This window comes from Enterococcus florum, from assembly GCF_004309355.1.
Classification (GTDB): domain Bacteria; phylum Bacillota; class Bacilli; order Lactobacillales; family Enterococcaceae; genus Enterococcus_A; species Enterococcus_A florum.
On record NZ_BJCC01000031.1, the window covers coordinates 1 to 23,938 of the forward strand.

The following is a 23,938-nucleotide window of genomic DNA, read 5'->3' on the forward strand; positions in this document are numbered from 1 at the left end:
TGTTTTTCAAAAGAACAAGTAAGACAGAGCTTGTTCTTCAGCTTAAAAAGGATCGTCAATCTTAAGTGTATCTGGGAGTGTCTATCAGATGAACAAATAACTGTTTTTTATTAGTGAAATTTAATTTGATTTTTTGAATGGTTAACCAAAGAAAATGAAACGCCTGGATGACGGAAGGAGACGAGGTATGAAAATCATCATTTTAACGAAAAATATTTTAGCCGAACAACTCTTGCAAGAGAAACTTCAACGCTTGAATTACGAAGTATTTGTTTCTAGTCATTTGTTTCAACCGGGGAATTCGCAAGAAACGGTGACTGCCATGATCGAGTATTTTCCTTTCATCATCTTTAGCGAAACCTTATCTGATGCAGAAACGTTAAGTATACTTTCCTTGATCGAGGTGCAAAAGCATAAGATCTACCGCAAGGGAGCGAAGGGTCTCAAGCGTGTCGATCAAGAATATTGGCAAGAAAAAGGGATTCATGGCTGGCTTTTGCAGAGCTTTGAGATCGAAGAGATTCGAGAGCTTTTTTCACAAGCAATTGCCAAACAACAAACGTTGCAATTGTTAAAACCGCTAAGCACAGAGCGAGTCGTTCCATCGTCTAAAATCAGACGGCCGCAACGCGAGAAAGATCCGATGCGCTTGGACGAATGCGGATTCAGAAATAATGAACGTAAAATTATCGAGGCTCTAGCCAGCGAACGAGGACAGATCGTTTCTCGGGAAAAGCTGTGCCTCATTTTATGGGACAAGGAGGCGACCAATTCCAAATTGGCTCAGCTATCCTATTTAGTCAAAGGCATTAAGCAACGCTTTAATGACCTGGGGATTCATATCGAGTTGCTTCAGACCAGCTGGGGAAAAGGGTATTCCCTAACCAGTACGTTTTATGACTATTTCTCACTAGAGGAAGTTCAAAAGACGGAAGAAGCACTTTATTAATCGGTACCACCATTTCATTCGGTATAGATTTGTCAAAGACAAATTTATCAAAATAAAAAGAGGAAAGAGGGAAAAGAAATGAGAAAGCTAGGCAAGCTATTAGCGGTTGCTGCGTTGATGCTCACGACACTAGGCAGTGGCGTAAGCGCATTGGCTGCTGATCACGATGCTATTCAACCAGTTTCTGGAGACTTAACCATCCATAAACATTGGGCAGAAGATAGCAGTCAAATTGGGGATGAAGGAGACGGTACGGAACTTACCGGAGCGGATGCAATTACCAACCCGCCTGTCCAACACGTGCAGTTTAATGTGTACAAGTTAACACCAAAAACAGCAGGGACAGATCCAGTCGTACCTCCTTCAGAAAAAGATGGCGCTGTTTACACGAAAAATTCGTCATCGACTGAATTATCTGTTGCGTATAACGGAAATACGTATGTTTACACAATGACTAAAGAAGCAGGCGTTGCGAAAACGGATGCAAACGGGGTCGTGAAACTGACTGGTTTGAAAGGCTTCTATTACGTAGAAGAAGATTTGGCTGCCAGCCAATCACCTAAGCCAACGATTCCAGATGGTTCAGGCGGCACCAAAGAGGTTCAAATCGCTTCACCAGTAAAACCATTTGTGATCTCAGTACCAATGACGACAACTACAGAAGACAGCTGGAATACGGATGTCCATGTCTATCCGAAGAACCAAGGGCAAACACCAACGAAGGATATGGATGGCGCAAGCAAAAACTCTGTCAATGTCGGCGACAGCGTAAACTACGATATTCGAGTGAATATTCCTGGGGATATTGAAGACTATACGGTTTACAAAATCAACGATAAGTTAGATCCTGCACTAACGTACACAGCAAGTTCTGCAAAAGCATATGTCTATAAAGATGACGGTGCTGGCGGATGGACAAAAGTGGAAATTCCAAACGTTGGAAATGTAAATTACACGGTAACGAACCCAGACCCAACACCGACAACTGGTAATGAGAATACTTTGACAGTTGACTTTACTGCTGCAGGTCGTGATGCCTTGCAAGCGTATATGGATCCAGCAAATGGAGGATACACGCACGTAGGCATCGAATTCACCGTTACGGTCAATGAAAAGGTCAAAGACAAACCAAATTACACCGTGAAGAACAAAGGGGAAATCGAGTTCAACAACGGCTTGTCATCTGAAAACGACAAAGTTCCGACAACTGAAACAGAAACCAACGTCGGTGAAGTTATTATTGATAAAAAAGATCAAAAGGGCAACGCATTAGCAGGCTCTGAATTCCAAATCGCAAAAGACAATACTGCGGCTAAAGCAGGCGACTTTATCAAAGTGAAAGTCGATGCAAATGGAGACATTACAGATCTTGTATACCCTGGTGAAGCAGACTATGCCACAGCATTAGACTGGATCATTCGTCCAGGCGAAACAGACGCTTCGAAATTAGGCGTAATCAGCGGCAAGTATTATGCAGCAACCTTCAAGAATCTGCAAACACATTCAGGTGTGGATGACGCACGTGTGGCATTGAAATACTATGTTGTGGAAACTCTGGCACCAGACGGCTACAACCTTCTAGGTGAACCAGTGGAGATCGACTTTGCCAATGAAAATACGACGACTCACGTTGTCACAAAAGAAGTAGTCAACTCAAGAGGCTTCAAACTTCCAGCAACTGGTGGAATGGGTCTAATCTTGATCACGATCGCAGGTATTGCCTTGATCGGTCTTGCAGTAATGGTAGTTTTACCAAAAAGACGCCATTCGTAAGAACTAATTAGTGGGGGAGCCTTTCCCCCACTCATTTTTTGAAGGGAAGACAGGCATGAAACGGATTATTTTGGCAGTATTCATTTTGCTTATCGGAGTAGGTGTATTAGGGTATCCTGCTTTGAGCAATTATCTTTCTGAAAAAAATGGGAGTTATGCACTAGACACGTATGAAAAAGAAGTTAAAAAGCAAGACAAGGAAAAACTAGAAACGGAATGGAAAAAGGCGCAGGCCTTTAATGAAACCCTCGCAGGGAATCCGGTCCATGACCCGTTTATTGAAGGGTCTGGCTATGCGATTCAGAGCAATTATTTCGACTTATTGAATGTGAACGATACGATGGGAAAATTAGAAGTCCCGAAGATCAATGTAGAAATGCCGATTTATCATGGTACGAGTGAGAAAACCTTAGAGCGCGGCATTGGTCATTTGGAAGGCTCCTCCTTACCAGTTGGCGGACCTAACACCCATAGTGTTTTAACTGGACATACCGGGATGACCACTGGAAAAATGTTGACTAATTTGACGGAAATGAAAAAGGGTGATTTGTTTTATGTTACCGTCCTCAACAAAGTATTGGCTTATAAGGTGGACAAGATCCAAGTCGTCTTGCCGGAACAAACCGACGCCTTGAAGCTGATCAAAGGAGAAGACCATTGTACGCTGTTGACTTGCACGCCCTACGGTGTCAATTCACATCGATTGTTGGTCAGAGGGGTTCGCACGAAGTATGTACCAGAAGAAAAAGCGAAAATAAAACCAATTGAAAAAACCTTCGAAAACCGTAAGGTGATGATCGCTGCGATTGCAACATCTGCGGTGATGTTGATTTTAATTGGGATTCGAATATATGTTGTTTACAAAAAAAGATAAAAATGATCGCTCACATCATTAGAGGATAGACGTGAAAGGGGGAAAATGAAACGATGCAAAAGAAACTGGGCAAATTTGTTCTTTTTGTTTGTCTGTTGCTGCCGTTAGTCTCGATACTGACCGGAATGAAGGGAACAGCGGCTGAAAACGACGTTCAGATAGTAATCCATAAACGAGTATTGCGAGATGCCGATCTGCCAGAGTTTACACCTCATCAAAATGACGGACATGAAGCCAGCCAAGAGACAGATATCCTTTCAAAAACGTCGTCATTGGATGGAGCCATTTTTGACGTATACGATGTCACCCGGCTGTATCAAGAAAGCGGGCTGGAGGAGCAGGCTTTTTTAGAGCAGTTCAATGAAATGAGCTGCAAGTTCGCGGCTGACTTTTTGCGACAGCGCAATGTGACACCGATCTATCAAGGTTTGAAGACGGATTCTGAAGCAGCAGACGGTGGGGTACTGAGATTCAACGTGGCCAGCTACAATCAGGAAATGTCTGCGAATGCAGTCTATCTGATCGTAGAGACTGGAGTGGACCCAGCCGCTGGTGTGACTGTTGATCTCAATCAAACGACACCACTGGTAGTGATGCTGCCAGTCTTGGATCCATTAACCAATCAGGCCATGCAAACCATCCACATCTATCCCAAAAACATCAGTTACCTGCGCAGTCCCTATTTCTTCAAAATCGGAAGAAAGACAGATGGTACAGAGCTTCCATTAGCCGGTGCGGTTTTTGTGTTGTACCGAACGAACAGTGAAGGCAACAGAGAGTATCTGGACATGAGCCCAACAGCTGAGTTGAAAAACAAGTGGATTCCTTCAAGTGATCCAGCCAGCGATCCGGCCATCAGTCGATACACATCTAATTCGGATGGATTGGTCGAAATGAAGGATCATTACTTGCCAGCAGGAACCTATTATTTAGAAGAGATCCAAGGCGTCGAAGGGTACAAGATAACCGAGGAACAGATTCCTTTAGTGATTCCGGAATCTGAGAAGGACGCCGAGGGGAATGCCCAGTTTGTCATGATCAATGGGCAGCAGATGGAGGAAAAGGTGAACGACAGGGTGCCAGAGAGTGCAATGACGAAAAAGGAACCGCGGATTTACAACGACGAGGTACCGAAAAAGGAACTGCCGAACACGAAAGGCGATCCGCCGTCCACCCCAACCTCGACCACCTCAACGTCGAAATTCTTACCAAGAACAGGGGAACAACGAACACTGCTATTAACCGGAATAGGGATGCTTTTATTGTTTATTGTGGGGGTCTACCAACGAAAGCAAAAACGTTCTAAACAATAACCGTATCCAATAAATAATTTAGCTAGGTACAGAGGGAAAGATCGCGGGGTGATATTTTGGACAACAAAAAATGGCTAAAAAGAAGTAGTTGGTTAATAGTTGCATTCGTTTGTCTGGTCTATATTTTTACGTTTCCAAGAGGGACGGTTTTAAGGGCCGAGGACACTTCTACAGGAACAGCAGAAACCGTCCGAACAACGCAAACGACAAAAGCAAAGAAAGCAGCAAAAACAGCCGCATCAACAAGTACAAAGGAAAGCAGCAAAAGCAAAGAAACCCGAAAATCAAAGTCTTCCACAGATAAAGAAGAGACAACGGATTCGTCAACGACCTCTGTGAAAGAGACGGAGAAAGAGGATGAAAAAGAACTAGTCAAACCCAAAGGAGTCAACCCATACTCGATAGCCGACAGGGAATTCATTCCCATCATTGGACAAAACAAATACGGCAATCCGCCAAAAGTAGAGATGATGGAAGACTTTAAGGTGGAGACGTTAAGCAGAGCACCAAAGGCTAAATCAGGGATCGGTGTACAAAATACCGGAACGGATCGAGCGAACCGATTGGAGGTAACCAATTGGAATATCTTGGACAGCGCCAATCAGCCGATTTCGGCTACTCATGCAGCCTTGGGGGGAGAAAATTACACACTGACCTTTGACTGGAATATGGTACTGCCAGAAGGTCAGACTTTAAAAGCAAATGATTATTTCCGAATCAAGCTGCCCAAAAATGCCATTATCGGCGGATGGGAACCGAATCCAGCAGACTTTAGTGATTTTGCCGCACGCGTAAACGGCCAGGATGTCGTGATCGGAAAATGGCGGGTCACTGAAGACCCCAATCCAACTGTGGCAGGAGAAAAATGTGTCGAGGTCATTTTCAATGAAAATTGTGGTCAATTGGCCATTAACAGTATCACTGGGATTCGCTTTACAACGGCGACAGGATCATTGAAAAACTATACCTTGAAAGAAATTTTGCAGGATGTAACTTTTGGAGGGATTACCAAGTCAATCCAATTTATGGCGAAGAAAATGATTCTTTCTGATGGCTGGGACGCAAAATTTGCCGCACAGGTCAGTAATAATCAGGTACACTGGGAAATTGGTGTCAACGTGGCTGGTTCAAATGAATTGGCTGGAGATAAAGGCGACTGGCGAAGATATCCAGACGTAGACTCAGGCTTTGGGATGCAAGGAGACGCACAGCCTTATGATTGGGGTGAACATTTTACTGATATTGATGGCACCTTTGTAGAGGATCAGTTGGACCCAGGTGTGACGATCCAAGCCTTGTATATCAGTGCGAAAACCTACTTGCCAATGGATATGCCGCCAACAGACCATAGTGTCGCACATCTTCAGCATGGCGGAGTGGCTTCTAAAGAATCTGCCTACGAATCCTATCTATTGATGGATACCGGAAATGGTCCGATGTATCGAGAAGATGGCGCGCATACGGATGCGTTGAAATACATTCAAGGACCAAAGCAGGAACATTCCTTTAGGTTGATCAAGCAAAATTCTGGTGAATCTGAAGCTGATTTTAAAGCACGTGTCAAGAGCGCTCCTCGGCAATATGGAATCTATACTACTGGCAGCGGAGCATCCGCAGCCAGGAAAGTCATGATTCATTTCGGTAAAATCGGAAAAAATGGCGACATGCCAAAAATGAGTGATTTAACTGATGAAAAGTATTCAAAATCAGGAAGAGACTATTTTAATCTTCGTACAGGTCAACCTGTAAAAATCTCTGATTTTGCTGTAGATGCCGCCGATTATGCCATCAAAAACGGTTTTTATGATGAAAGTGACCGAAAAATGTTGGAGGACTATTTTACGATAACCTATGGGGATTCGAATTGTATTGATGGTCAAGCAGCTACTTTTTTTGTGAGTATGGTGACGCAGTATCCGCCAGAATCACTCTCTGGACAAAAAATCAATACAGCCAATCTGCCTATGACCAGCGGACAGCTGGCGGGTGTTCCTGTTGGGGATATCTATGGTTTTGCAGACTTGACTAACCCCTACGCTGAAATTGTTTTGAACTCCAATTCGGCCATGCTGTTAAAATTGGATCAGGACACGCAAGAAGCTTTAAATGGCTTTCAATTTAAACTGCAAAAAAACGAGGGCGGTGTTTGGCAGGATGTTCAAACCGGGCTTGTAACAGGACAAATATATGATGATAGTTCTAAAAGCTTTGAGGGTGGGATTCGAGTAGACAGTCTCGCCACAGGAACCTATCGTTTTGTCGAAACCAATTGCCCGATTACCTATGATCCTACTGAATCCGTCGATTACAATAGTTCACTGAATGCAGTAGTCTCAAAAGAATTTACGATACCGGGAACGAATCAGTCCAACGTCGTCTACGTTCGGAACAAGAAAAAGCCGGTTGCCAAGTATAAGATCGAACACTATGTTCAAAAATCAACAGACAGCGAAGATATTAGTAATTTTGAATTACGCGATACAGAAGGTCCGCTTTATGGAATGGTGGGGCAATCAGTTACTGCAACTCCGAAAATATATGTTGGATACGAAGAACGCAATTGTTCTTATACCGTCCGTACCGGGAATATTTTAGCGGATGGGTCACTAGTGTTGAAGCTTTATTATTTCATTAATGAAGACTTTATTCCATTCACACTGTACAAGGTCGATGAAAACAATCAAGTGATGCCTTCTGACAGCAACAAAAAGGTCGAGTTTCAGCTTTACAAGTACATTGGAACAAATCCGGCTGGAGCGGTAGGAGATCCAAACGCGCCACCAGATGGTACTTCTTGGCAATACATCAAGAATATCACGACTGATGATCAGGGTAGAATCCGAGATAAAACGATTGACATGAATGGAGAATCTTATGCCTTGGTTGAAACGGTTAGTTATCCTGGCTATCATGTACCTTCCAACACAGAAGCCTACTGGGTGATACACACTGCTGGAGGATTACCAGTATGGATCACAACAAAAGGAAGCGATAATCCCGGAGTCAACCATACCTACGATGGGAATGGGCGGTATGCCGGGCAGATCAAAAATCGGCGTGTCGGAGAATTGACTTTCTACAAACAGGATGAAGAAGGCAACAAAATGCCGTCAGACAGTCAAAAGAAAGTTGGGTTTAAGATCTATGAATTCCTTGGCAATGATATAGGCTGGAATACACCGGAGAATCAAACCAATTTAAACAATACGATGTATTGGAAAAAAGTAAAAAATGGAGATACGTTCTACACCGACAGTACCGGGAAGGTTACAACGGGAGAAACATTCAAAACGAAGAAAATCTATGCGGTTCAAGAGGTTGAGACCTATCCAGATTTTACTTTTGAAGCAACAGGCTTCTGGGTCTTCCGTTCTAATAATGATTTGACCTTCCAAGAAAATCTTAGTTATGTTGGACAGATCAATCCAGGATATGTGAAGCCGAGTGAATCGGATACCGGCTACCATCATTTGATCAACAAAAAGAACCTGAAAAACTTCACCTTTATTAAGGAAAACGAGAAGAAGGAAGCACTATCTGACGTTCATTTCGCTCTCTACCAAGGAAAAACAGGCAAAACATGGACAAGTGAAAATACGGACCCGCTGCATGCAGATACGTATTGGGATTTGGACACGCCTGTGGGAACAGACATCAGCGGATTGGATGGAAGGGTCAGCTTTACCCAATTAAAGAATGGCCGTTATTTATTGATGGAAACCAAAGCGAAGGTCGGCTATCAGTTGCCAACAGGTCAATGGGTAATCGAGGTGACATCAAGCGGAATCACAATCACAGCGCAAGGCAATCCGCTGCCACCAGCCTTTTACACCACCAATAGCGGTACTGAGATCGTCTATCATTTGCCGAACTATAAAAAATTTGTTATGCCGCATGCCGGCAGTGCAGACAAGTTGATCAATACGATCGTCGGCATCACGATCTTAGGCAGTTCAATGATGGTTATGTGCGGAGCTCAGAAGGATAAACGGAAGAAAAGTTAAGAATACATGAAAGCCTATGAAATGATTTTACTCATTTCATAGGCTTTTTGTACTAGTTCAACCATTGCGACAGGCGTTCAAACACAGTGGAGACTTGATTGTCTGCAGTTTGTTTAAGAAAATCGTGCTCCAGGTAATACACAGGAACGAACACACTTTTTTCATGGTACTTGGCCAGCTGCTTGCTGTAGCGAAACGGGACTTCCTGATCAGCGGTACTGGCACTGCCGAAAATCGGCGGAAATTCAGCTAGCTGCTCTGCTGATAGTGCGAAATCGGTCGATTCAGCCTGATAAAACTCAGTCAGCTTGTTTTGCTGTACGCCGTAAAGATAAAGCAGATACCGTTGCAGCTGCGGGTCATCCCAAACGCTGTCTTCCAACTCAAAAGCAGGAAGCATTTCTTCTTTTATAAGAGGAACATTCAAGTTTCTAGGTGTTTGGATAAAGCTCAGGTCAGTGTAGCCATAGAAATTGATCAAATAGTCAGGCAAAGCTTCCTGCTGCTTCAACAGCTCGCTGGTCAACAAGAACATCAAATAGCTGCCGGCAGAGCGTCCGCAAAAGATAAACGGGGCTTTTTTGATATAGCTATCCTGAATTTCCTTATAGGTGTGTTTTAGCGCAGCCAAAATGTCAGACAATCCGCTATTTGGTGCTAATAAATAATCAAGAGCGATCACGCCAAAACCCTTGTTTAAAAATACCTCTGCCAGCTTTTTTGGTAAGTCGCTTTTACTGCCGTAGACGAGCCCCCCGCCATGAAAATAAACTACGAACTTCTGAGGTTTTGCTGTTTCTGGCATGTAGAGGTGAATCGAGCTGCCATTAGCCAACCGATGTGCGTTCATGATGGATTCCTCTTTTCTTCAGCTTCAATAGATAAGTTCCTGTCTCATAATTTAACAGCTGGAGCGGATTTGTCAAATCGATCGCGAGCAGCTCTTCCACACGTCCCAGACGATAGCGAATCGTCTTAGGGTGAAGAAAGAGGGCTTCTGCTGTCCGTTTGTAATTGCGGTTATTCATAAAAAAGCTGTGAAGCGTTTCGAACAATTCATAGTGCTCCTGGTTAAGCTGAATCAATTTTTGAGGAATGATCGTATTGATCTCAGCCATTTTGTTTTCCCGAATAAAGTAGCGAAAGATCCCGATGTCTGCCAATTCCAAAACACTGTCGATATAATACGCTCGATTAAAACGAATGATATCCAAGCACTCCAATAACACTTCCTTCAGGTCTTCTTTGTTTTTGATGCTGCTGATGGCGAAGGTCAGTCCAGGCAGGCTATTGAAAGTCTCTCTAAATGAATACAGCAAATCAGCCTTCGTTAGTGCTTCTTCACGAGTTGGAAAGTTGTACAATACGACTGAATAATCATGATGTTCAAAGAAAATCACATGCCTTTTCATTCGTCTCAGGCGACTCAAGGTCTCTTTTTTGATCGTCTGGCTGTCCAAACTTTTTGTGGAGAAGGCAACTGCTTGGTAATAGGTATGGCGATTTAAATTGGCTTCATTCAATAAACTATCCAGCTCATCTAAATTACTGGGGGTATTCTGCAAGATCGCGTCAGCCAAGTTATTCATTCGAGCATAGCGTTCCCGCTTGATCAGATATTCCATTTGCAGTTTTTCCTGAATAATATCTATGGCATTTTCGATGATCATCATATCGGTTTCTTTGAAGTCGTTTTCTTTTTGATACACCAGAAGAGTACATTCGCCGAAATACCGATTGACGATCTGGACCTTCAACGCATAGAGTTCTTTAGCATCGCGATGGGAAAAAAGCGTCAGCAACTCGTAATTGTTTTTGGTAAATTCACTGCTTTTTAGATGGACAGCGTTGGTCACCACTAAGTCATCTTGAAGATAGCCTTCCTTAATATTTATGCGATGGGAAGGAATCTCGAGCCGGCAGCTTTTATTGATGATCAAATGAAACTCGCTTAGCAATTGGTCAAAGGAAGGCAGATTGCGCTCGATTTTGGTAAAACGCTGCCGTACCTCATAGTACGTTCGCAAGACGTGACTTTGGTGATTTAATAAGGGTTCATAAATGGACAGCATGATTTTTTCATAGGTCAAATCTTGAGAAACCTTGATTAGCGGAATCTCAAATTCAAAGCATAGATCGATCAGCCATTCAGGGATCATTGAGATCAATCGATCGACTTTAACGATCAATCCACTCACGCCGATCAGCTGCATTTTTTCAAAAAAGATGCGCAGCGCTTGCGGAGTTAATTCATCAAAGGCGTAAAATGAAGTCAAAATCAACTGATTCTTTTTACTCCATTTCTCAATATCCAACGCCTCCAACACCATGGCAGATTCCACTTCATTTTCCAATCCAATATCCTTCGTTAAAACTTTGCTTGTTTTAAAAATATCTAAGGCAATCAACTCTTTTATTTTCATCTTTTTCTCCTTTTCCCACTTTTTGGATAAAATTCATACTTCTATTTTAGACTATTGACCAATGAAAACGCAAACAGAAATCGTTACAATAAACGTGTAAAGCAAAACAAAAGGAGGAGCATTATGTTACAAACAGTTATTTTAAAAAATAATTATCAAGACTCGATCAATCTCATGTTGCTGACAAACAGTATCAACGAATTAGCAGACGTTCAAATGAGCCAGATTATGATGGGGACAGATGCCAATAAAGATATTTTGAACAACACCAATCTGCTGACAGAAGAGGCTAAGGCAGCCTCACCAAACGACTTAATGATTGTGGTCGACAGCGAAAACCAACAGATTATGGATGAGGTCCTGCCTGCAGTCAATGAATTTTTAAATGATTTGTCTTCAAACAATCAAGAGACGCAAAAAGCTGCAAGCTCATGGCAGGAAGCAATGGAGCATCTGCCAGATGCGAACGTGGCATTGTTCAGTATTCCTGGTGAATACGGAGCTGCTGAGATGGAAACGGCACTTAAAAATGGCTTGCATGTCTTTTCATTTACCGACAATGTTGCTATTGAAGATGAGGTTCGTTTGAAGAAATTGGCCCACGAAAAAGGGCTGCTGATGATGGGTCCCGACTGCGGGACAGGGATTATCTCTAGTATCCCAGTCGCTTTCACTAATGTGGTCTCCCCCGGTAATATCGGCGTCGTTGGTGCATCAGGTACCGGCATTCAAGAAGTGACGACGATCATTGACCGATTAGGAAACGGTGTGGTACACGCCATCGGAACAGGCGGACGAGATCTAAGTGACAAAGTAGGGGCAACAACCGTCAAGGATGCCATCGTCGCTTTGGAAAACCATGAGCCGACAGACGTGATTTGTGTGATTTCAAAGCCGCCTGCAAAAGAGGTTCGAGATGAAGTGGTTCAACTGCTTCAAAGTATCAGCAAACCAGTAGTAGCCATCTTCTTGGGTGAAAAACCAACTGCTCATGAAGGCAAAGTTTACTTGGCTCATACTCTTGAAGAAACCGCTAGAATCGCAGTTGACTTAGCCAATGAAGAAGCTGTCAAGAAAAATTATTTTGACCCGATGAGCAAACCAGAGGGAGCTTCTTTAGATGAAAACAAAGTGGTGAAGGGCTTATATTCAGGCGGAACACTGGCTGCTGAGGCAGGCATGATGATCTCTGAAGCCTTGAATTTGGAAGGGCTGATCAAGCAAGAAGGTTATATCTTAAAATCTCATGGGTACGATGTGATTGACTTAGGCGATGACATTTACACACAAGGGAAACCACACCCAATGATCGACCCAGAAGTACGGATCAACAAGATTCATGAATACGCGCAAGATGCTGCAACAGGAATTATTCTTTTCGATGTTGTTTTAGGTTATGGAGCTCACCCGGATATGGCAAGTGCTCTTTTGCCAGCTATTCAAGAGGAACAGGCAAAAGCAGCCGCTGAGAACCGGGAATTGTACTTTGTAGCTACCGTTGTCGGAACTGAAAAGGACCCGCAAAATTACCAGCAAACTGTTGCTCGCCTTAAAGAAGCAGGGGTGTTTGTAGAAGAAAGCAATGCAAAAGCAGTTCGCTTGGCTTTATTATTGAAAGGCATTGAATTAACGGAAGAAGACAAAGAAGTTGTTGCGTATACTGGCCAAACTGTAACCGTACCTGCTGTCAGCGAACAAGTGATGGAGCTGTTGAACACGAAGCCGCGGATCATCAACGTTGGCCTGCAAAGCTTCAACGAATCGATTCAAGAATACGGCGGAAAATCAGAGCAGTTCAACTGGCGTCCAAGAGCCGGCGGCAATAAGAAAATGATCAAGATCTTAAATGCCCTGGACGATTACGCGGAGAAAATCGAAGAAGAAAATCAAAAGGTCACTGAAAAAATGAAAAATGCACAGCCGTTTCTGGTTGATGTGGTACCAGCAAAATCGGTGATCCCCGAATTAAATGAAGCACAAAAAACCTTGCTGCATGCAGGGCCTCCAATCCGCTGGGAAGAAATGACAGGACCGATGAAGGGCTCTTGTCTAGGAGCAGCGTTGTTCGAAGGCTGGGGCGAAGATGAAACAGAAGTCCAAAAGCTTCTGGAAAATGGCGAAGTTCGTTTTATTCCTTGCCACCACGTTCAAGCAGTTGGGCCGATGGGCGGGATCACATCCGCAAACATGCCTGTTTTAGTCGTAGAAAACCGGTTAGACGGTTCACGCGCTTACTGTACGATGAACGAAGGGATCGGAAAAGTCTTGCGATTTGGGGCTTACTCGGAAGAAGTTGTCACGCGTTTAGGCTGGATGCGTGATGTATTAGGCCCAACCATTGCACAGGCTTTGGCAAAATCGGAGGATGGGATCAATCTAAGCGTGCTGATTGCGCGTTCGATCACGATGGGGGATGAGTTCCACCAACGAAATATTGCGGCTTCTCTGAATTTCTTAAAAGAAATCTCGCCATTGATTATCGAACTGCCGATCGATGAACAACAAAAATACGATGTCGTCAAATTCTTGGCAGACACAGATCAATTCTTCTTGAATATTATGATGGCTACAGGAAAAGCGATCGTTGATTGTGCACGGAAAGATACGAAAGGAACGATCGTCACCACCATGACACGAAACGGGGTCAACTTTGGAGTACGTATCGCGGAAACTGGAGATGATTGGTACACAGCTCCTGTGAATCTGCCAAAAGGCCTGTACTTTACTGGTTTTACTGAAGCAGACGGCAATCCAGATATCGGAGACAGTGCGATTACGGAAACGGTTGGTGTCGGAGCCATGGCGATGGTAGCTGCACCAGGAGTTACACGCTTCGTCGGTGCTGGCGGCTTCCAGGATGCCTTGGATATTTCAAATGAGATGGCTACAATTTGCGAAGGACACAATCCAACCTGGACGATCCCAACCTGGGATTTCCAAGGAAGCTGTCTGGGGATCGATATTCGGAAAGTTGTCGAAACGGGTGTGACCCCGATCATCAATACAGGGATCGCCCACAAGGATGCTGGTGTAGGACAAGTTGGTGCTGGGACCGTTCGGGCTCCTCTTGGCTGTTTTGAAAAGGCCCTTGAAGCTTATGCAAAAGAGTTGGGGATCGATGTGGAATAAACCAATGATCAGTCCATACCTCGTGCCGTTGGATCAGTACGGGAAAATCGGAAAGGTTCACAGCGATTTTGAACATTCCTTCAACATCGCAGTTGGAAAACAATTGATCAACGTAGGAAACTATCACAACTATCTTTCAAGTTTTGGTTTTTTCCTGCCTGATCCGCTTTTCCAAGAGCTTCATCCATTTGCCAAAGTCGGTAATGTCGTCAAAATAAAGCAAGACCAGCTCACCTTTTATGATCAAAAGGGTGTGTACAAACTGTCTTTATCGAACATGGAACTACGGATACTCAAAACCAATCCGTTGCCAGTGGATAAAGCTTACTTGAAGCAATTGGTTGAGCTGTTGGAGTCAGAAGCACTTGCTTCAAAAATTGGATTGGTGATAGATGCCAAAGCCGAGAAATATCTCCAACAACTGGTCAATGACGAAAGACCCGACTGGACTGAAATCAAAAAGTATCTGATCGGCAGAGGAAAGGGCTTGACCCCTAGCGGCGACGATCTGCTAGTAGCCTATCTGTTCATCATGAATCTTTTCTGGCAAGAGCGAGCGCAGGAGTTGGCGCTCGTCCTTGACCAGGAATTATCAACAACTGCAGTCAGTCAAAATTATTTGTGGGCTTGTCAAAAAGGCTATGTCAGCTCCCCTATTTATCAGCTGTATTCTGCGATCCAAGCACAGGCGGATCGCCAAACGCTTCAAGCAGCAGTCAAGCAAGTATTGCGTATTGGACACACTTCCGGCAAAGACATGGGTTTTGGTCTTTTGCTGGGACTCAAAGCAATTATTAAATAAACGATGCCAGTCCAACGTTTGCCGCTTGTTCGGTCTTCTTGAACACGAAAGAAAAGGAGAAAAACCATGGAAAATACAAAACAACAAAAAGCAGTCAAGGTCAGTGATACGTACTGGATCAAAGTCGTTGCGATCTTTTTTGTCGGTTGGATATTAATGTATGCCACACGAACGATCTTTAATCCGATCATGGGTGTCGTAGGAGAACAATTTGGATTAAGCAACACTCAATTAGGGTTAGCAAATAGTATCTTCTTTCTAACCTATGCAGTAGCACAGGTACCATTCGGTGTAGTCGGTGATAAAATCGGCCGGAAACTTGTGATCACAGTCGGGTTCTTGTTAATGGGGGCAATGACTTTCTTCAGCGGCTTAGCAACTACCTTTGTCATGTTCTTAGTCATTCGGGCGATCGCCGGGATCGGACAAGGTGCCTACTATGGTCCGCAATACGCGCTTTCCACTGAATCGATCCCCAAAAGCAAATTAACTTTAGGGACAGCGATCATCAACAGCGGAATGGCCTTCGGGACCTCCGGCGGATACCTGCTTTCTAGTAAATTAGTATTGGATAACGGAGAACACTGGAGTCGGCCATTCTATATCATGGCAATTCCTACCATTATCGTTGCGATTCTATTTTTCACAATGCTGAAAGAACGCGTGATTCGCCCAGAAGATCAAGCCGTTCAAGAAACAGCAGAACAAAAACCAGTTGAAAACAAGGTTTCATTCAAATCGATCGTTTCAAACAAAAATCTATTGGCAGCATTCATCCTTTGCTTTACCAGTATTTATGCCAATTTCGTAATCATCACATGGCTGCCGTCCTTCTTGATTGCTGAGCGGGGCTTTGCCGGAACCAGTGTTGGCTTCATCTCTTCTCTTGTTCCGTGGGCTTCGATTCCAGGAGCACTAATCTTTGCCCGTATCGCAGACAAATCAGGAAGCACTAAAAAATTAGTGTATCTGCTGGTTCCGCTGGCGATCTTATCCGTTTTCTCGATTGCTTTTGTGACAGACCGGACATTGTTGATCGCTGTACTGATTTTGTATGGATTGACTGGAAAACTAGCGCTTGACCCAATCGTTGTTGCATACGTAACCAAAAATGCACCCGCAGGCTCTCTTTCCACAACGTTAAGTGCCTACAATTTCATCGGAATGTCTGGCTCTATCTTAGCGCCTTACATCACCGGATTTTTGGCAGATTCACTAGGTTCGATGCAAGTTGGTTTCTACCTCGCATGCGGGTTGCTAGTGATCGGATTGTTGTTGTTCGCAGTATTAGCAAAAGACACGAAGGAGTAATCAGGATGAGTTTAAATGTAATTGCTTTAGGCGGAAATGCGATTTTAGAAAAGGATCCTTCTGATCAGGCTCAAAAGGAGACCGTTCAGAAGGCGGCAAAATACATTGCTGATTTTATTGAGTCTGGAGAACAGGTGGTCATCTGTCACGGGAATGGTCCTCAGGTCGGTAATTTGCTTTTACAGCAGAAAGCTGCAAATGGGGAAAAGAATCCAGCATTGAAATTGGATTCCTGCGTGGCCATGACAGAAGGCAGTATCGGCTATTGGATTCAAAATGCGCTATCCAATGAGTTTTTGCGAAGAAATATCGAGATGCCTGTGGTTTCAATGATCACACAGGTACGTGTGGATGAAGAAGATCCTTCCTTTAAAAACCCAACCAAGCCTATCGGACCTTTCTATACAAAGGATGAGGCGGTAAACGAGACAAAGGACGGGTCTGTCTTTAAAGAAGATGCTGGCAGAGGCTACCGAAAAGTGGTACCTTCGCCGATGCCGCAAGAAATCGTAGAGAAAAAAGCAGTACAGCAGATGGTGGCTGGCGGAATCTTACCGGTTTGTGCTGGTGGGGGCGGCGTTCCTGTGGTATTGAAGGAAGACCGTTTTGAAGGGGTAGAGGCAGTCAATGACAAAGATTTTTCAGCAAAGGTCTTGGCCGAAAACATCGATGCCGATCAGCTGATCATTCTTACCGGAGTGGACAATATCTATATCAACTTCAATACACCAAAACAAAAAGCTTTAGAAACCATTAGTGTCTCGGAAGCAGAATCTTATATTTCTGAGGGACACTATGCGGCAGGTAGTATGCTGCCGAAAATTGAAGCAGCGATTGCGTTTGTTAAGAACAATCCCCGAAGAAAAGCGATCATCACTTCAATTGAGAATTTGAAAAGAATCAAAGAAGGTGCTGGAACGACAGTAGTAAGCGGCTAGATAAGTGAGGTAGTTCATCATGAAAAAAGTTTCGATGATTACACAAATCGTGATCGCTGTCTTAGTTGGGATCGTTTTTGGGTTACTGCTGCCAAGTGCAGCAGTGCACCTAAAAATAATCGGAGATATTTTCTTAAAGTTGATGCAAATGGCGATCCCCATTCTTGTTTTGGGTCAAATCATTCAGGCAGTGGGTGGGATCAAAGCCAAAGAGCTGACCAGTTTAGGGATACGGACCATCATTGTATTTGGTGTTTCGTCTTTACTGGCGGCTGCTTGGGGCATCCTGATGGCGGTTGTTTTAAGTCCGGGAAGAGGTGTAGCAATCGATGGGTTGTCAGACCAGTCGATACAGGCACAAGAAATTTCCCTAACGGAGACCTTGACAGGCTTTTTCTCAAAAAATATTTTTGAATCACTTGCGCAAGGCTCGATTATTCAAATCATTGTTTTTGCATTGTTCTTTGGATTGGCCCTCAGCAAATTTATGGACAGCCATCCGAAGTCACTCTTGTTTCAAACGATCATAGATTTTAATGAAGTTATTATTATGATTATTCGCTATGTGATGTACTTGGCGCCTGTTGGAATCTTCGCTTTGATTTCTTCGACGATCAGTAATTTAGGGATTCAGATCATTTTGCCGTTAATGAAGTATTTGCTGGTTTACGGATTAGGAACATTGCTGTTCTTAGGCTTGTGGGTACTGGTGATCAGTCTTTATTGCCAAGTCAATCCTATTCGATTGGTCAGAAACATGAAGAATATGTCGATCATGGCGTTAGCAACGACCTCCTCTGCAATCACTTTACCGATTGCGATGGAAGAATCACGTGAACAGCTGGGTTTGGGGGATCGTATCACGAACCTTGTATTGCCTTTAGGAATGTCCTTGAATAGCAACGGATCAGCGATGCACATGAGCATTACGGTTATGACGATCGCTCAAATGTATCAAATGGATTTTGATGTACAACGAATGATCTATTTGGCGATCACAGCAACCTTTGTTTCTCTGGCCAATGCTGTCGTTCCTGGAGCCGGCTTGGTTTCACTGGCGATCATCGTCCCTCAAATGGGCTTGCCGATCGAGAGTATTGCGATCTTTGCTGGAGTAGAATGGTTTGTCGGTATGCTGCGTACTATCTTGAACGTGAATTCAGATGTTTACTCGGCCATTATCGTCGCAAAATCTGTTAATGAAATCAGCTATGAGACATTCAACCAGAAAGGAAGCACCGCAAATGAAAAATGAGGTAGAGGTGGTCGACGCGGCAAGACTTTTCGACTTGATTCAACAAAAGCTGGTTAAAGCAGGGTTGCCCAACACACAAGCAAATGAGGTCTCAAAGCATTTAGTATTTGCGGATGCTTGCGGTATCCATTCCCATGGCGCAGTGCGTGTCGAGTATTATGCGGAACGAATCAGCAAAGGCGGGGTTACCTTGACACCGCAGCTGGCCCTTGAGCAGACCGGACCGGCTACGGGAATTTTCCATGGAGACAATGGGATTGGGCAATATGTTTGCGATGAAGCGTTAAAAGAAGCGATCAAGCTGGCACATGACACCGGTCTTTCTCTTGTCGGTGTGTCAAAGATGAGTCACAGTGGCGCCCTTTCCTATTATGTGAAAAAGGCAGCTGAACAAGATCTTATCGGTATCGCTATGTGTCAATCAGATCCGATGGTCGTGCCTTTCGGCGGCAGTGACAATTATTTTGGCACCAACCCAATTGCTTTTTCTGCGCCACGCAAAGAAGCACCGCCTGTGGTGTTTGATATGGCGACGAGTGTGCAAGCTTGGGGCAAGATTTTAGATGCGCGTTCTAAGAACGAACAGATTCCGAGCCACTGGGCAGTTGATGATCAAGGGAAAGCCACTACGGATCCCTATGAAGTCAAAGGATTATTGCCGATTGCTGGACCAAAAGGCTACGGCTTAATGATGATGGTTGACGTTTTAGCAGGGACGCTGTTAGGCTTGCCATTTGGTAAACAGGTATCTTCTATGTACACCGATTTGACCGAAAAGAGAAATCTAGGGCAAGTGTTTTTAATGATCGATCCTAAACGGTTCACGGATCTTGACGATTTTAAAGAAAAAATCGATCAAATGGTGGAGGAGCTGCATCAGACCTCTCCAGCTCCAGGCGTTGAAAAAGTTTTATATCCTGGGGAATTGGCTCAGATCACCTATGAGAAGTACATGCAGCAGGGAATCCCGATCGCTACATCGATTTATCAATACCTGATCAGTCCAGATGTCCACTACGATCAGTTTAGCGGCAAAGATTCCTTTGCGAAATAAATAGAGCGTGATGAGATACGTATCGAATCATTGTGAAGATGGGGCGATACGAAGTTGATTTAAGAAAAAAAGGTCTGTTCCTATCAATGAGAAGGAACAGGCCTTTTTAAATGGCATTATAAATGAGAAAAAAAGCGTTGGATCTCTACTTCAGCACTCTCTTTCGAATCGGAAGCGTGAACGATGTTTTCAGTCGTACTGCTGGCAAAATCACCGCGAATGGTCCCTGCAGCTGCATTCAGCACATTGGTAGCGCCCAACAGTTGTCTGACTAGAGCGATGACATCTGTGCCTTCTAATAGAAGAAAAACGACTGGACCTGATGTCATATAAGCAATTAAATCAGGGAAAAACGGTTTGTCCTGTAAATGGGCATAATGCTCTTTGGCTACTGCTTCGGTCACTATTCCTTGATACATTTCCTTGATTAGCAGATTTTTATCTTCGAACCGTTGAATGATTCTGCCTGTTAGTTTTCGTTTCACGCCGTCTGGTTTGATAATGACTAAGGTTTGTTCCATGTTGTTCATCTCCTTTTATGTGATAGAAAAGAGGTTTAGCTTACACTAAACCTCCGAATGCTGTTAGCCTTGAAGAACAGCGACTTTTAATGCTTCCCATTGCCAATTCTCAACCTCTGGAATGTCTGTTCCATTGGCACGAATATAGTCATAGTGGTATTGGAGTGTTTCATCCATTTTAGCAGAAAATGCTGCTGCTTGGGAACCTAATACGGCGTTTGCTGCATCTTGTGCCAAGTGGAAGCGATCCATTTCGCTAAAGACCCGCATATCAAATGGGGTGGTGATATCGCCATTTTCCCGATAACCATGAATATGAATATTGTGATTGGTACGATCAAAGAAGATGTCTCTAATCATGCCTTCATAGCCGTGGAAGGCAAAGACGATCGGTTTGTCTGCTGTAAACAGTGCATCAAATGCTTCATCGCTCAATCCCCGCGGATCAACCTCTGGGTGGCGCAGCTTCAAAAGATCCACCACGTTAATAAAGCGGATTTTCAAGTCAGGGAACTGCTTGTTCAAGATCGAAACCGCTGCTAAAGCTTCCAGGTTAGGCTCGGTTCCAGCTGCGGCAATCACCAAATCAGGTTCGCCGCCATCATCGGTACTGGCCCAATCGATGACCTTCAAGCCTTTTTCTACCAACTCTTCGGCTTCATCCGCTGAATAGAATTGCGGACGAGGATGTTTGCTGGATACGATCAAATTGATGACTTGTTTGTCCTGCATCGCTTTATCCATAACCGCCATCAAGCTGTTGGCATCTGCTGGCAGATATTCCCGAATAAATTCCGGTTTCTTCTCAGCCAAATGGGTCAATACCCCTGGATCTTGGTGGGTGTAGCCATTGTGGTCCTGTTGGAACACAGTAGACGTTGCGATCACATTCAAGGCAGGGTATTCTTTACGCCACGCATGGGCACTGGCTTTGCGCATCCATTTGAAATGCTGCGTTAACATCGAGTCTACTACGCGCAAGAACGATTCGTAACTGGCAAAGAACCCATGACGTCCTGTTAGTACATAGCCTTCCAAAAAGCCTTCTGCTTGGTGCTCGGACAATTGGCCATCAATGACACGCCCCACGGAGGATTGCCACTCATCGGTGCTGTCTTTTGGCTCCAGCCATTGACGATCTGTCGCTTCAAAGACTTTGTTTAAACGATTGGACTTGGTTTCGTCTGGTCCAAAGATTCGGAAATTGGTTGGGTTTTCGATCACCATATCTCGTGCCTGCTGCCCAAAAATAATCATATCCTGTGCCATTACAGCCCCTGGTGTCGAGGTGTCAATTGCATATTGTTTCCAATCCGGCATCTTCATCGGTTTTGGATCGATTCCACCGTTGGTAATCGGGTTGGTAGACATCCGTTTGTCGCCTTTTGGCGAGAGGGCCTTTAGTTCCTCAACGATTTTGCCGTTTTCGTCAAACAGCTCTTCTGGACGGTAGGATTTCAACCAAGCCACTAATTTGTCAATGTGTTCCATATGCTCAGATCCCACTGGGATCGGCACTTGGTGTGCTCGGAAGGTCCCAGCGATTTGTTCGCCATCCCAGGTTTCAGGGCCAGTCCAGCCTTTTGGCGTGCGGAAAATGATCATTGGCCATTTTGGCATCGCTGCCTCTTTCGCATCGCTCTTACGGGCTTCGCTTTGAATTGTTTGAATCTCTTCAATCACAGCGTCCAAGGTTTCAGCCATCGCTGGATGCACTTGTTCTGGATCTGTGCCTTCAACGAAATACGGATTCCACCCCATCCCTTCAAAATAGTTTGCTAAATCTTCGTTGGATTTGCGGGAAAGAATTGTAGGATTGGAGATTTTGCCGCCATTCAGGTAAAGGATCGGCAAGACCGCACCGTCATTGACCGGATTGATAAAGACATTGGAAAACCAGCCGCTTGCTAGAGGCCCTGTTTCCGCTTCGCCGTCTCCGACAACTGTTGCGGCAATTACTTCAGGATTGTCTAAAATGGCTCCCGTCGCATGAGACAATGCGTAGCCAAGTTCGCCGCCTTCATGAATCGAGCCTGGTGTTTCTGGTGCCGCATGTGAAGCGATTCCGCCAGGGAAAGAGAAGACTTTGCACAGGTTTTTCAAGCCTTCTTCGTCTTCTGTGTAGTCAGGATAAATCTCTGTATAGCTGCCATCGATATAAGAGTTGGACACCATCACTTGGCCGCCATGTCCAGGGCCTTCCACATAAAACATGTTCAGATCATACTTGTTGATGGCCCGATTTAAGTGTGCATACAAAAAGTTTTGGCCGGAAATGGTGCCCCAGTGACCGATCGGATGGGTCTTCACATCTTCTTTTTGAATGGGCCGGCGCAATAGAGGATTGTCCTTTAAGTACATTTGAGCCACCGAGATATAATTGGCGGCCCGCCACCAGGCATCGACCTTTGCAAGATAGTCTTTGGAATCGAACGTAGTTGTCATGATAGATCTCCTTTGTAGTAAAATTTACTTTTATTGTTTGGGTATAATATACCTTTATCTTGTGAACTTGTAAACTATTTTTTTGTAAAAAAACAGGTTTTTGTAATTTCTAGATATTAGTAATTGCTTTTTATATTACCTATATTGGCTATAGCTAAGAATAAACTATTTTAAAATAACGGGTATAATATACCTTAATTAAATAATTTGCAAAAGATTTGCGCCATACAAAAAAGTCATTTTGGCTGGAAAAATGAGAATCAGTCAAGATGGGGCAGATTCATCAGACAAGCAAACTCGTTGTTAATATTTTCACAAAAAGGGTTGACGAAAAAAATTTTCTATGGAATAATACGAAATTAATTAGAAAACCTCCTAGGACGAATCCGTTTTCTGAACAAACAAAAAGCAATTTTTTTTGCTTTTATTTGTGATTATTTTCACCAATATGGATTGGAAGGAAGAAAAACTATGCAAAAAAAGCAAGTAAGCATTCCCTTTTACTGTGTCAACTCACAGGTTTTATGGAAAGAGGAAGCAGCGGTTGAACATGCGGTGCTGATTGATCAAAAGATAGCTGAGCTTGGCATCGATGCAATTTTTACTGCCTGTGCGAGAGATATTGCGAAAATCAACCAAGCAACGAACCGGCTTTTGCTTGGTGTCGTCTTTGAGGAGCATTCGATCAAGGAGCTTGAACGGTTAAAAAAAGAGGGCGCAGATCTTTTGATCCTCGACCAAACCGGTTCTTCCGATCAATTAAAAAAAGTTTTGAAGGCAGCTCAAGCGCTGCAGTATTTGACCTTGCTGCGTACGGAAAATCCATACGACCTGTCAGCAGCCTTATTGGACCATTTAGACATTTTAAAATGGAAATTTGCCAATAAACGAGCAGCAGAAACTATTTTTAATGATCCTTCTGCGGAGCAAAAGCAGCTGATCAGACAGCTGAAAAAAGACTATCCGCAGTTGTCTATTATTTATGGTGCGGATGCAATTTCGGCGAACACCGTGCTGAATGGATTGCTGGCAGGAATGGACGGTGTGGGTGAGGTCGATTGCACTGAAAGCACGCACAAAACTAGACGGGAAATGCTTAAGCTGGTCCACGATTACAAAAATGTTCAGACTTTTTTGAATTCATAGC

At 43.9% G+C, this 23,938-nt stretch carries 16 protein-coding genes; 12 read left to right on the forward strand and 4 right to left on the reverse strand.

Annotation, left to right across the window (positions count from 1 at the left end):
- The first annotated feature begins 187 nt into the window (after positions 1–187).
- The 5 genes from NRIC_RS15710 (at position 188) to NRIC_RS15730 (ending at position 8,913) form a co-directional block, all read left to right on the forward strand.
- On the forward strand, positions 188–949 hold the full coding sequence (locus NRIC_RS15710) for a winged helix-turn-helix domain-containing protein (protein WP_175580132.1): 762 nt from the start codon (positions 188–190) through the stop codon (positions 947–949).
- Between the two features lie 78 nt (positions 950–1,027).
- A complete protein-coding gene (locus NRIC_RS15715; protein WP_146623660.1) occupies positions 1,028–2,722 on the forward strand; it encodes a SpaH/EbpB family LPXTG-anchored major pilin in 1,695 nt (564 codons plus the stop codon).
- A 55-nt stretch (positions 2,723–2,777) separates the two neighbouring features.
- Entirely contained in the window at positions 2,778–3,596 is an 819-nt protein-coding gene (locus NRIC_RS15720) for a class C sortase (protein ID WP_146623661.1), read from the forward strand.
- 53 nt (positions 3,597–3,649) lie between these two features.
- Positions 3,650–4,909: a pilin N-terminal domain-containing protein gene (locus tag NRIC_RS15725; protein ID WP_146623662.1), complete on the forward strand. Its 1,260-nt coding sequence runs from the start codon at positions 3,650–3,652 to the stop codon at positions 4,907–4,909.
- Positions 4,910–4,965: 56 nt separating this feature from the next.
- Complete coding sequence (locus NRIC_RS15730) at positions 4,966–8,913, forward strand: SpaA isopeptide-forming pilin-related protein (protein ID WP_146623663.1); 3,948 nt, start codon at positions 4,966–4,968, stop codon at positions 8,911–8,913.
- Between the two features lie 52 nt (positions 8,914–8,965).
- On the opposite strand, the gene NRIC_RS15735 is transcribed toward NRIC_RS15730, so the two are convergent.
- A complete protein-coding gene (locus NRIC_RS15735; protein WP_146623664.1) occupies positions 8,966–9,763 on the reverse strand; it encodes an alpha/beta hydrolase in 798 nt (265 codons plus the stop codon).
- Complete coding sequence (locus NRIC_RS15740) at positions 9,741–11,336, reverse strand: PucR family transcriptional regulator (protein ID WP_146623665.1); 1,596 nt, start codon at positions 11,334–11,336, stop codon at positions 9,741–9,743. Before NRIC_RS15740 ends, NRIC_RS15735 begins: the two co-directional genes overlap by 23 nt.
- Positions 11,337–11,459: 123 nt before the next feature.
- Here NRIC_RS15740 and NRIC_RS15745 point away from each other — a divergent pair, with 123 nt between their 5' ends.
- From NRIC_RS15745 to allD, 6 genes are all read left to right on the forward strand, one after another.
- On the forward strand, positions 11,460–14,465 hold the full coding sequence (locus NRIC_RS15745) for a bifunctional FdrA/YlbE family protein (RefSeq protein ID WP_146623666.1): 3,006 nt from the start codon (positions 11,460–11,462) through the stop codon (positions 14,463–14,465).
- Positions 14,455–15,267: an oxamate carbamoyltransferase subunit AllH family protein gene (locus NRIC_RS15750; RefSeq protein WP_175580133.1), complete on the forward strand. Its 813-nt coding sequence runs from the start codon at positions 14,455–14,457 to the stop codon at positions 15,265–15,267. Before NRIC_RS15745 ends, NRIC_RS15750 begins: the two co-directional genes overlap by 11 nt.
- Positions 15,268–15,333: 66 nt before the next feature.
- Positions 15,334–16,578, forward strand: coding sequence for an MFS transporter (locus tag NRIC_RS15755; protein ID WP_146623668.1), 1,245 nt, complete (start codon positions 15,334–15,336; stop codon positions 16,576–16,578).
- Between the two features lie 5 nt (positions 16,579–16,583).
- Positions 16,584–17,516, forward strand: a complete 933-nt coding sequence (gene arcC, locus NRIC_RS15760) for a carbamate kinase (protein ID WP_146623669.1) — start codon at positions 16,584–16,586, stop codon at positions 17,514–17,516.
- A gap of 19 nt (positions 17,517–17,535) precedes the next feature.
- Positions 17,536–18,771, forward strand: coding sequence for a dicarboxylate/amino acid:cation symporter (locus NRIC_RS15765; RefSeq protein ID WP_146623670.1), 1,236 nt, complete (start codon positions 17,536–17,538; stop codon positions 18,769–18,771).
- Complete coding sequence (gene allD, locus NRIC_RS15770; protein ID WP_146623671.1) at positions 18,761–19,825, forward strand: ureidoglycolate dehydrogenase; 1,065 nt, start codon at positions 18,761–18,763, stop codon at positions 19,823–19,825. Before NRIC_RS15765 ends, allD begins: the two co-directional genes overlap by 11 nt.
- Before the next feature lie 116 nt (positions 19,826–19,941).
- Here allD and ndk read toward each other — a convergent pair whose 3' ends face one another.
- The gene (ndk, locus tag NRIC_RS15775) at positions 19,942–20,346 is read right to left on the reverse strand and encodes a nucleoside-diphosphate kinase (protein WP_146623672.1); all 405 of its coding nucleotides are present in this window, start codon (positions 20,344–20,346) and stop codon (positions 19,942–19,944) included.
- Between the two features lie 63 nt (positions 20,347–20,409).
- Positions 20,410–22,791: a phosphoketolase family protein gene (locus NRIC_RS15780; protein ID WP_146623673.1), complete on the reverse strand. Its 2,382-nt coding sequence runs from the start codon at positions 22,789–22,791 to the stop codon at positions 20,410–20,412.
- Positions 22,792–23,262: 471 nt separating this feature from the next.
- Here NRIC_RS15780 and NRIC_RS15785 point away from each other — a divergent pair, with 471 nt between their 5' ends.
- Positions 23,263–23,937, forward strand: a complete 675-nt coding sequence (locus NRIC_RS15785) for a hypothetical protein (protein ID WP_146623674.1) — start codon at positions 23,263–23,265, stop codon at positions 23,935–23,937.
- The last annotated feature ends 1 nt before the right edge of the window (position 23,938 follow it).

Coding starts and splice junctions, on each gene's coding strand:
- NRIC_RS15710 (WP_175580132.1), top strand. CDS start 188: ATGAAAATCATCATTTTAACGAAAAATATTTTAGCCGAACAACTCTTG.
- NRIC_RS15715 (WP_146623660.1), top strand. CDS start 1,028: ATGAGAAAGCTAGGCAAGCTATTAGCGGTTGCTGCGTTGATGCTCACG.
- NRIC_RS15720 (WP_146623661.1), top strand. CDS start 2,778: ATGAAACGGATTATTTTGGCAGTATTCATTTTGCTTATCGGAGTAGGT.
- NRIC_RS15725 (WP_146623662.1), top strand. CDS start 3,650: ATGCAAAAGAAACTGGGCAAATTTGTTCTTTTTGTTTGTCTGTTGCTG.
- NRIC_RS15735 (WP_146623664.1), bottom strand. CDS start 9,763: ATGAACGCACATCGGTTGGCTAATGGCAGCTCGATTCACCTCTACATG.
- NRIC_RS15740 (WP_146623665.1), bottom strand. CDS start 11,336: ATGAAAATAAAAGAGTTGATTGCCTTAGATATTTTTAAAACAAGCAAA.
- NRIC_RS15745 (WP_146623666.1), top strand. CDS start 11,460: ATGTTACAAACAGTTATTTTAAAAAATAATTATCAAGACTCGATCAAT.
- NRIC_RS15750 (WP_175580133.1), top strand. CDS start 14,455: ATGTGGAATAAACCAATGATCAGTCCATACCTCGTGCCGTTGGATCAG.
- NRIC_RS15755 (WP_146623668.1), top strand. CDS start 15,334: ATGGAAAATACAAAACAACAAAAAGCAGTCAAGGTCAGTGATACGTAC.
- arcC (WP_146623669.1), top strand. CDS start 16,584: ATGAGTTTAAATGTAATTGCTTTAGGCGGAAATGCGATTTTAGAAAAG.
- NRIC_RS15765 (WP_146623670.1), top strand. CDS start 17,536: ATGAAAAAAGTTTCGATGATTACACAAATCGTGATCGCTGTCTTAGTT.
- allD (WP_146623671.1), top strand. CDS start 18,761: ATGAAAAATGAGGTAGAGGTGGTCGACGCGGCAAGACTTTTCGACTTG.
- ndk (WP_146623672.1), bottom strand. CDS start 20,346: ATGGAACAAACCTTAGTCATTATCAAACCAGACGGCGTGAAACGAAAA.
- NRIC_RS15780 (WP_146623673.1), bottom strand. CDS start 22,791: ATGACAACTACGTTCGATTCCAAAGACTATCTTGCAAAGGTCGATGCC.
- NRIC_RS15785 (WP_146623674.1), top strand. CDS start 23,263: ATGCAAAAAAAGCAAGTAAGCATTCCCTTTTACTGTGTCAACTCACAG.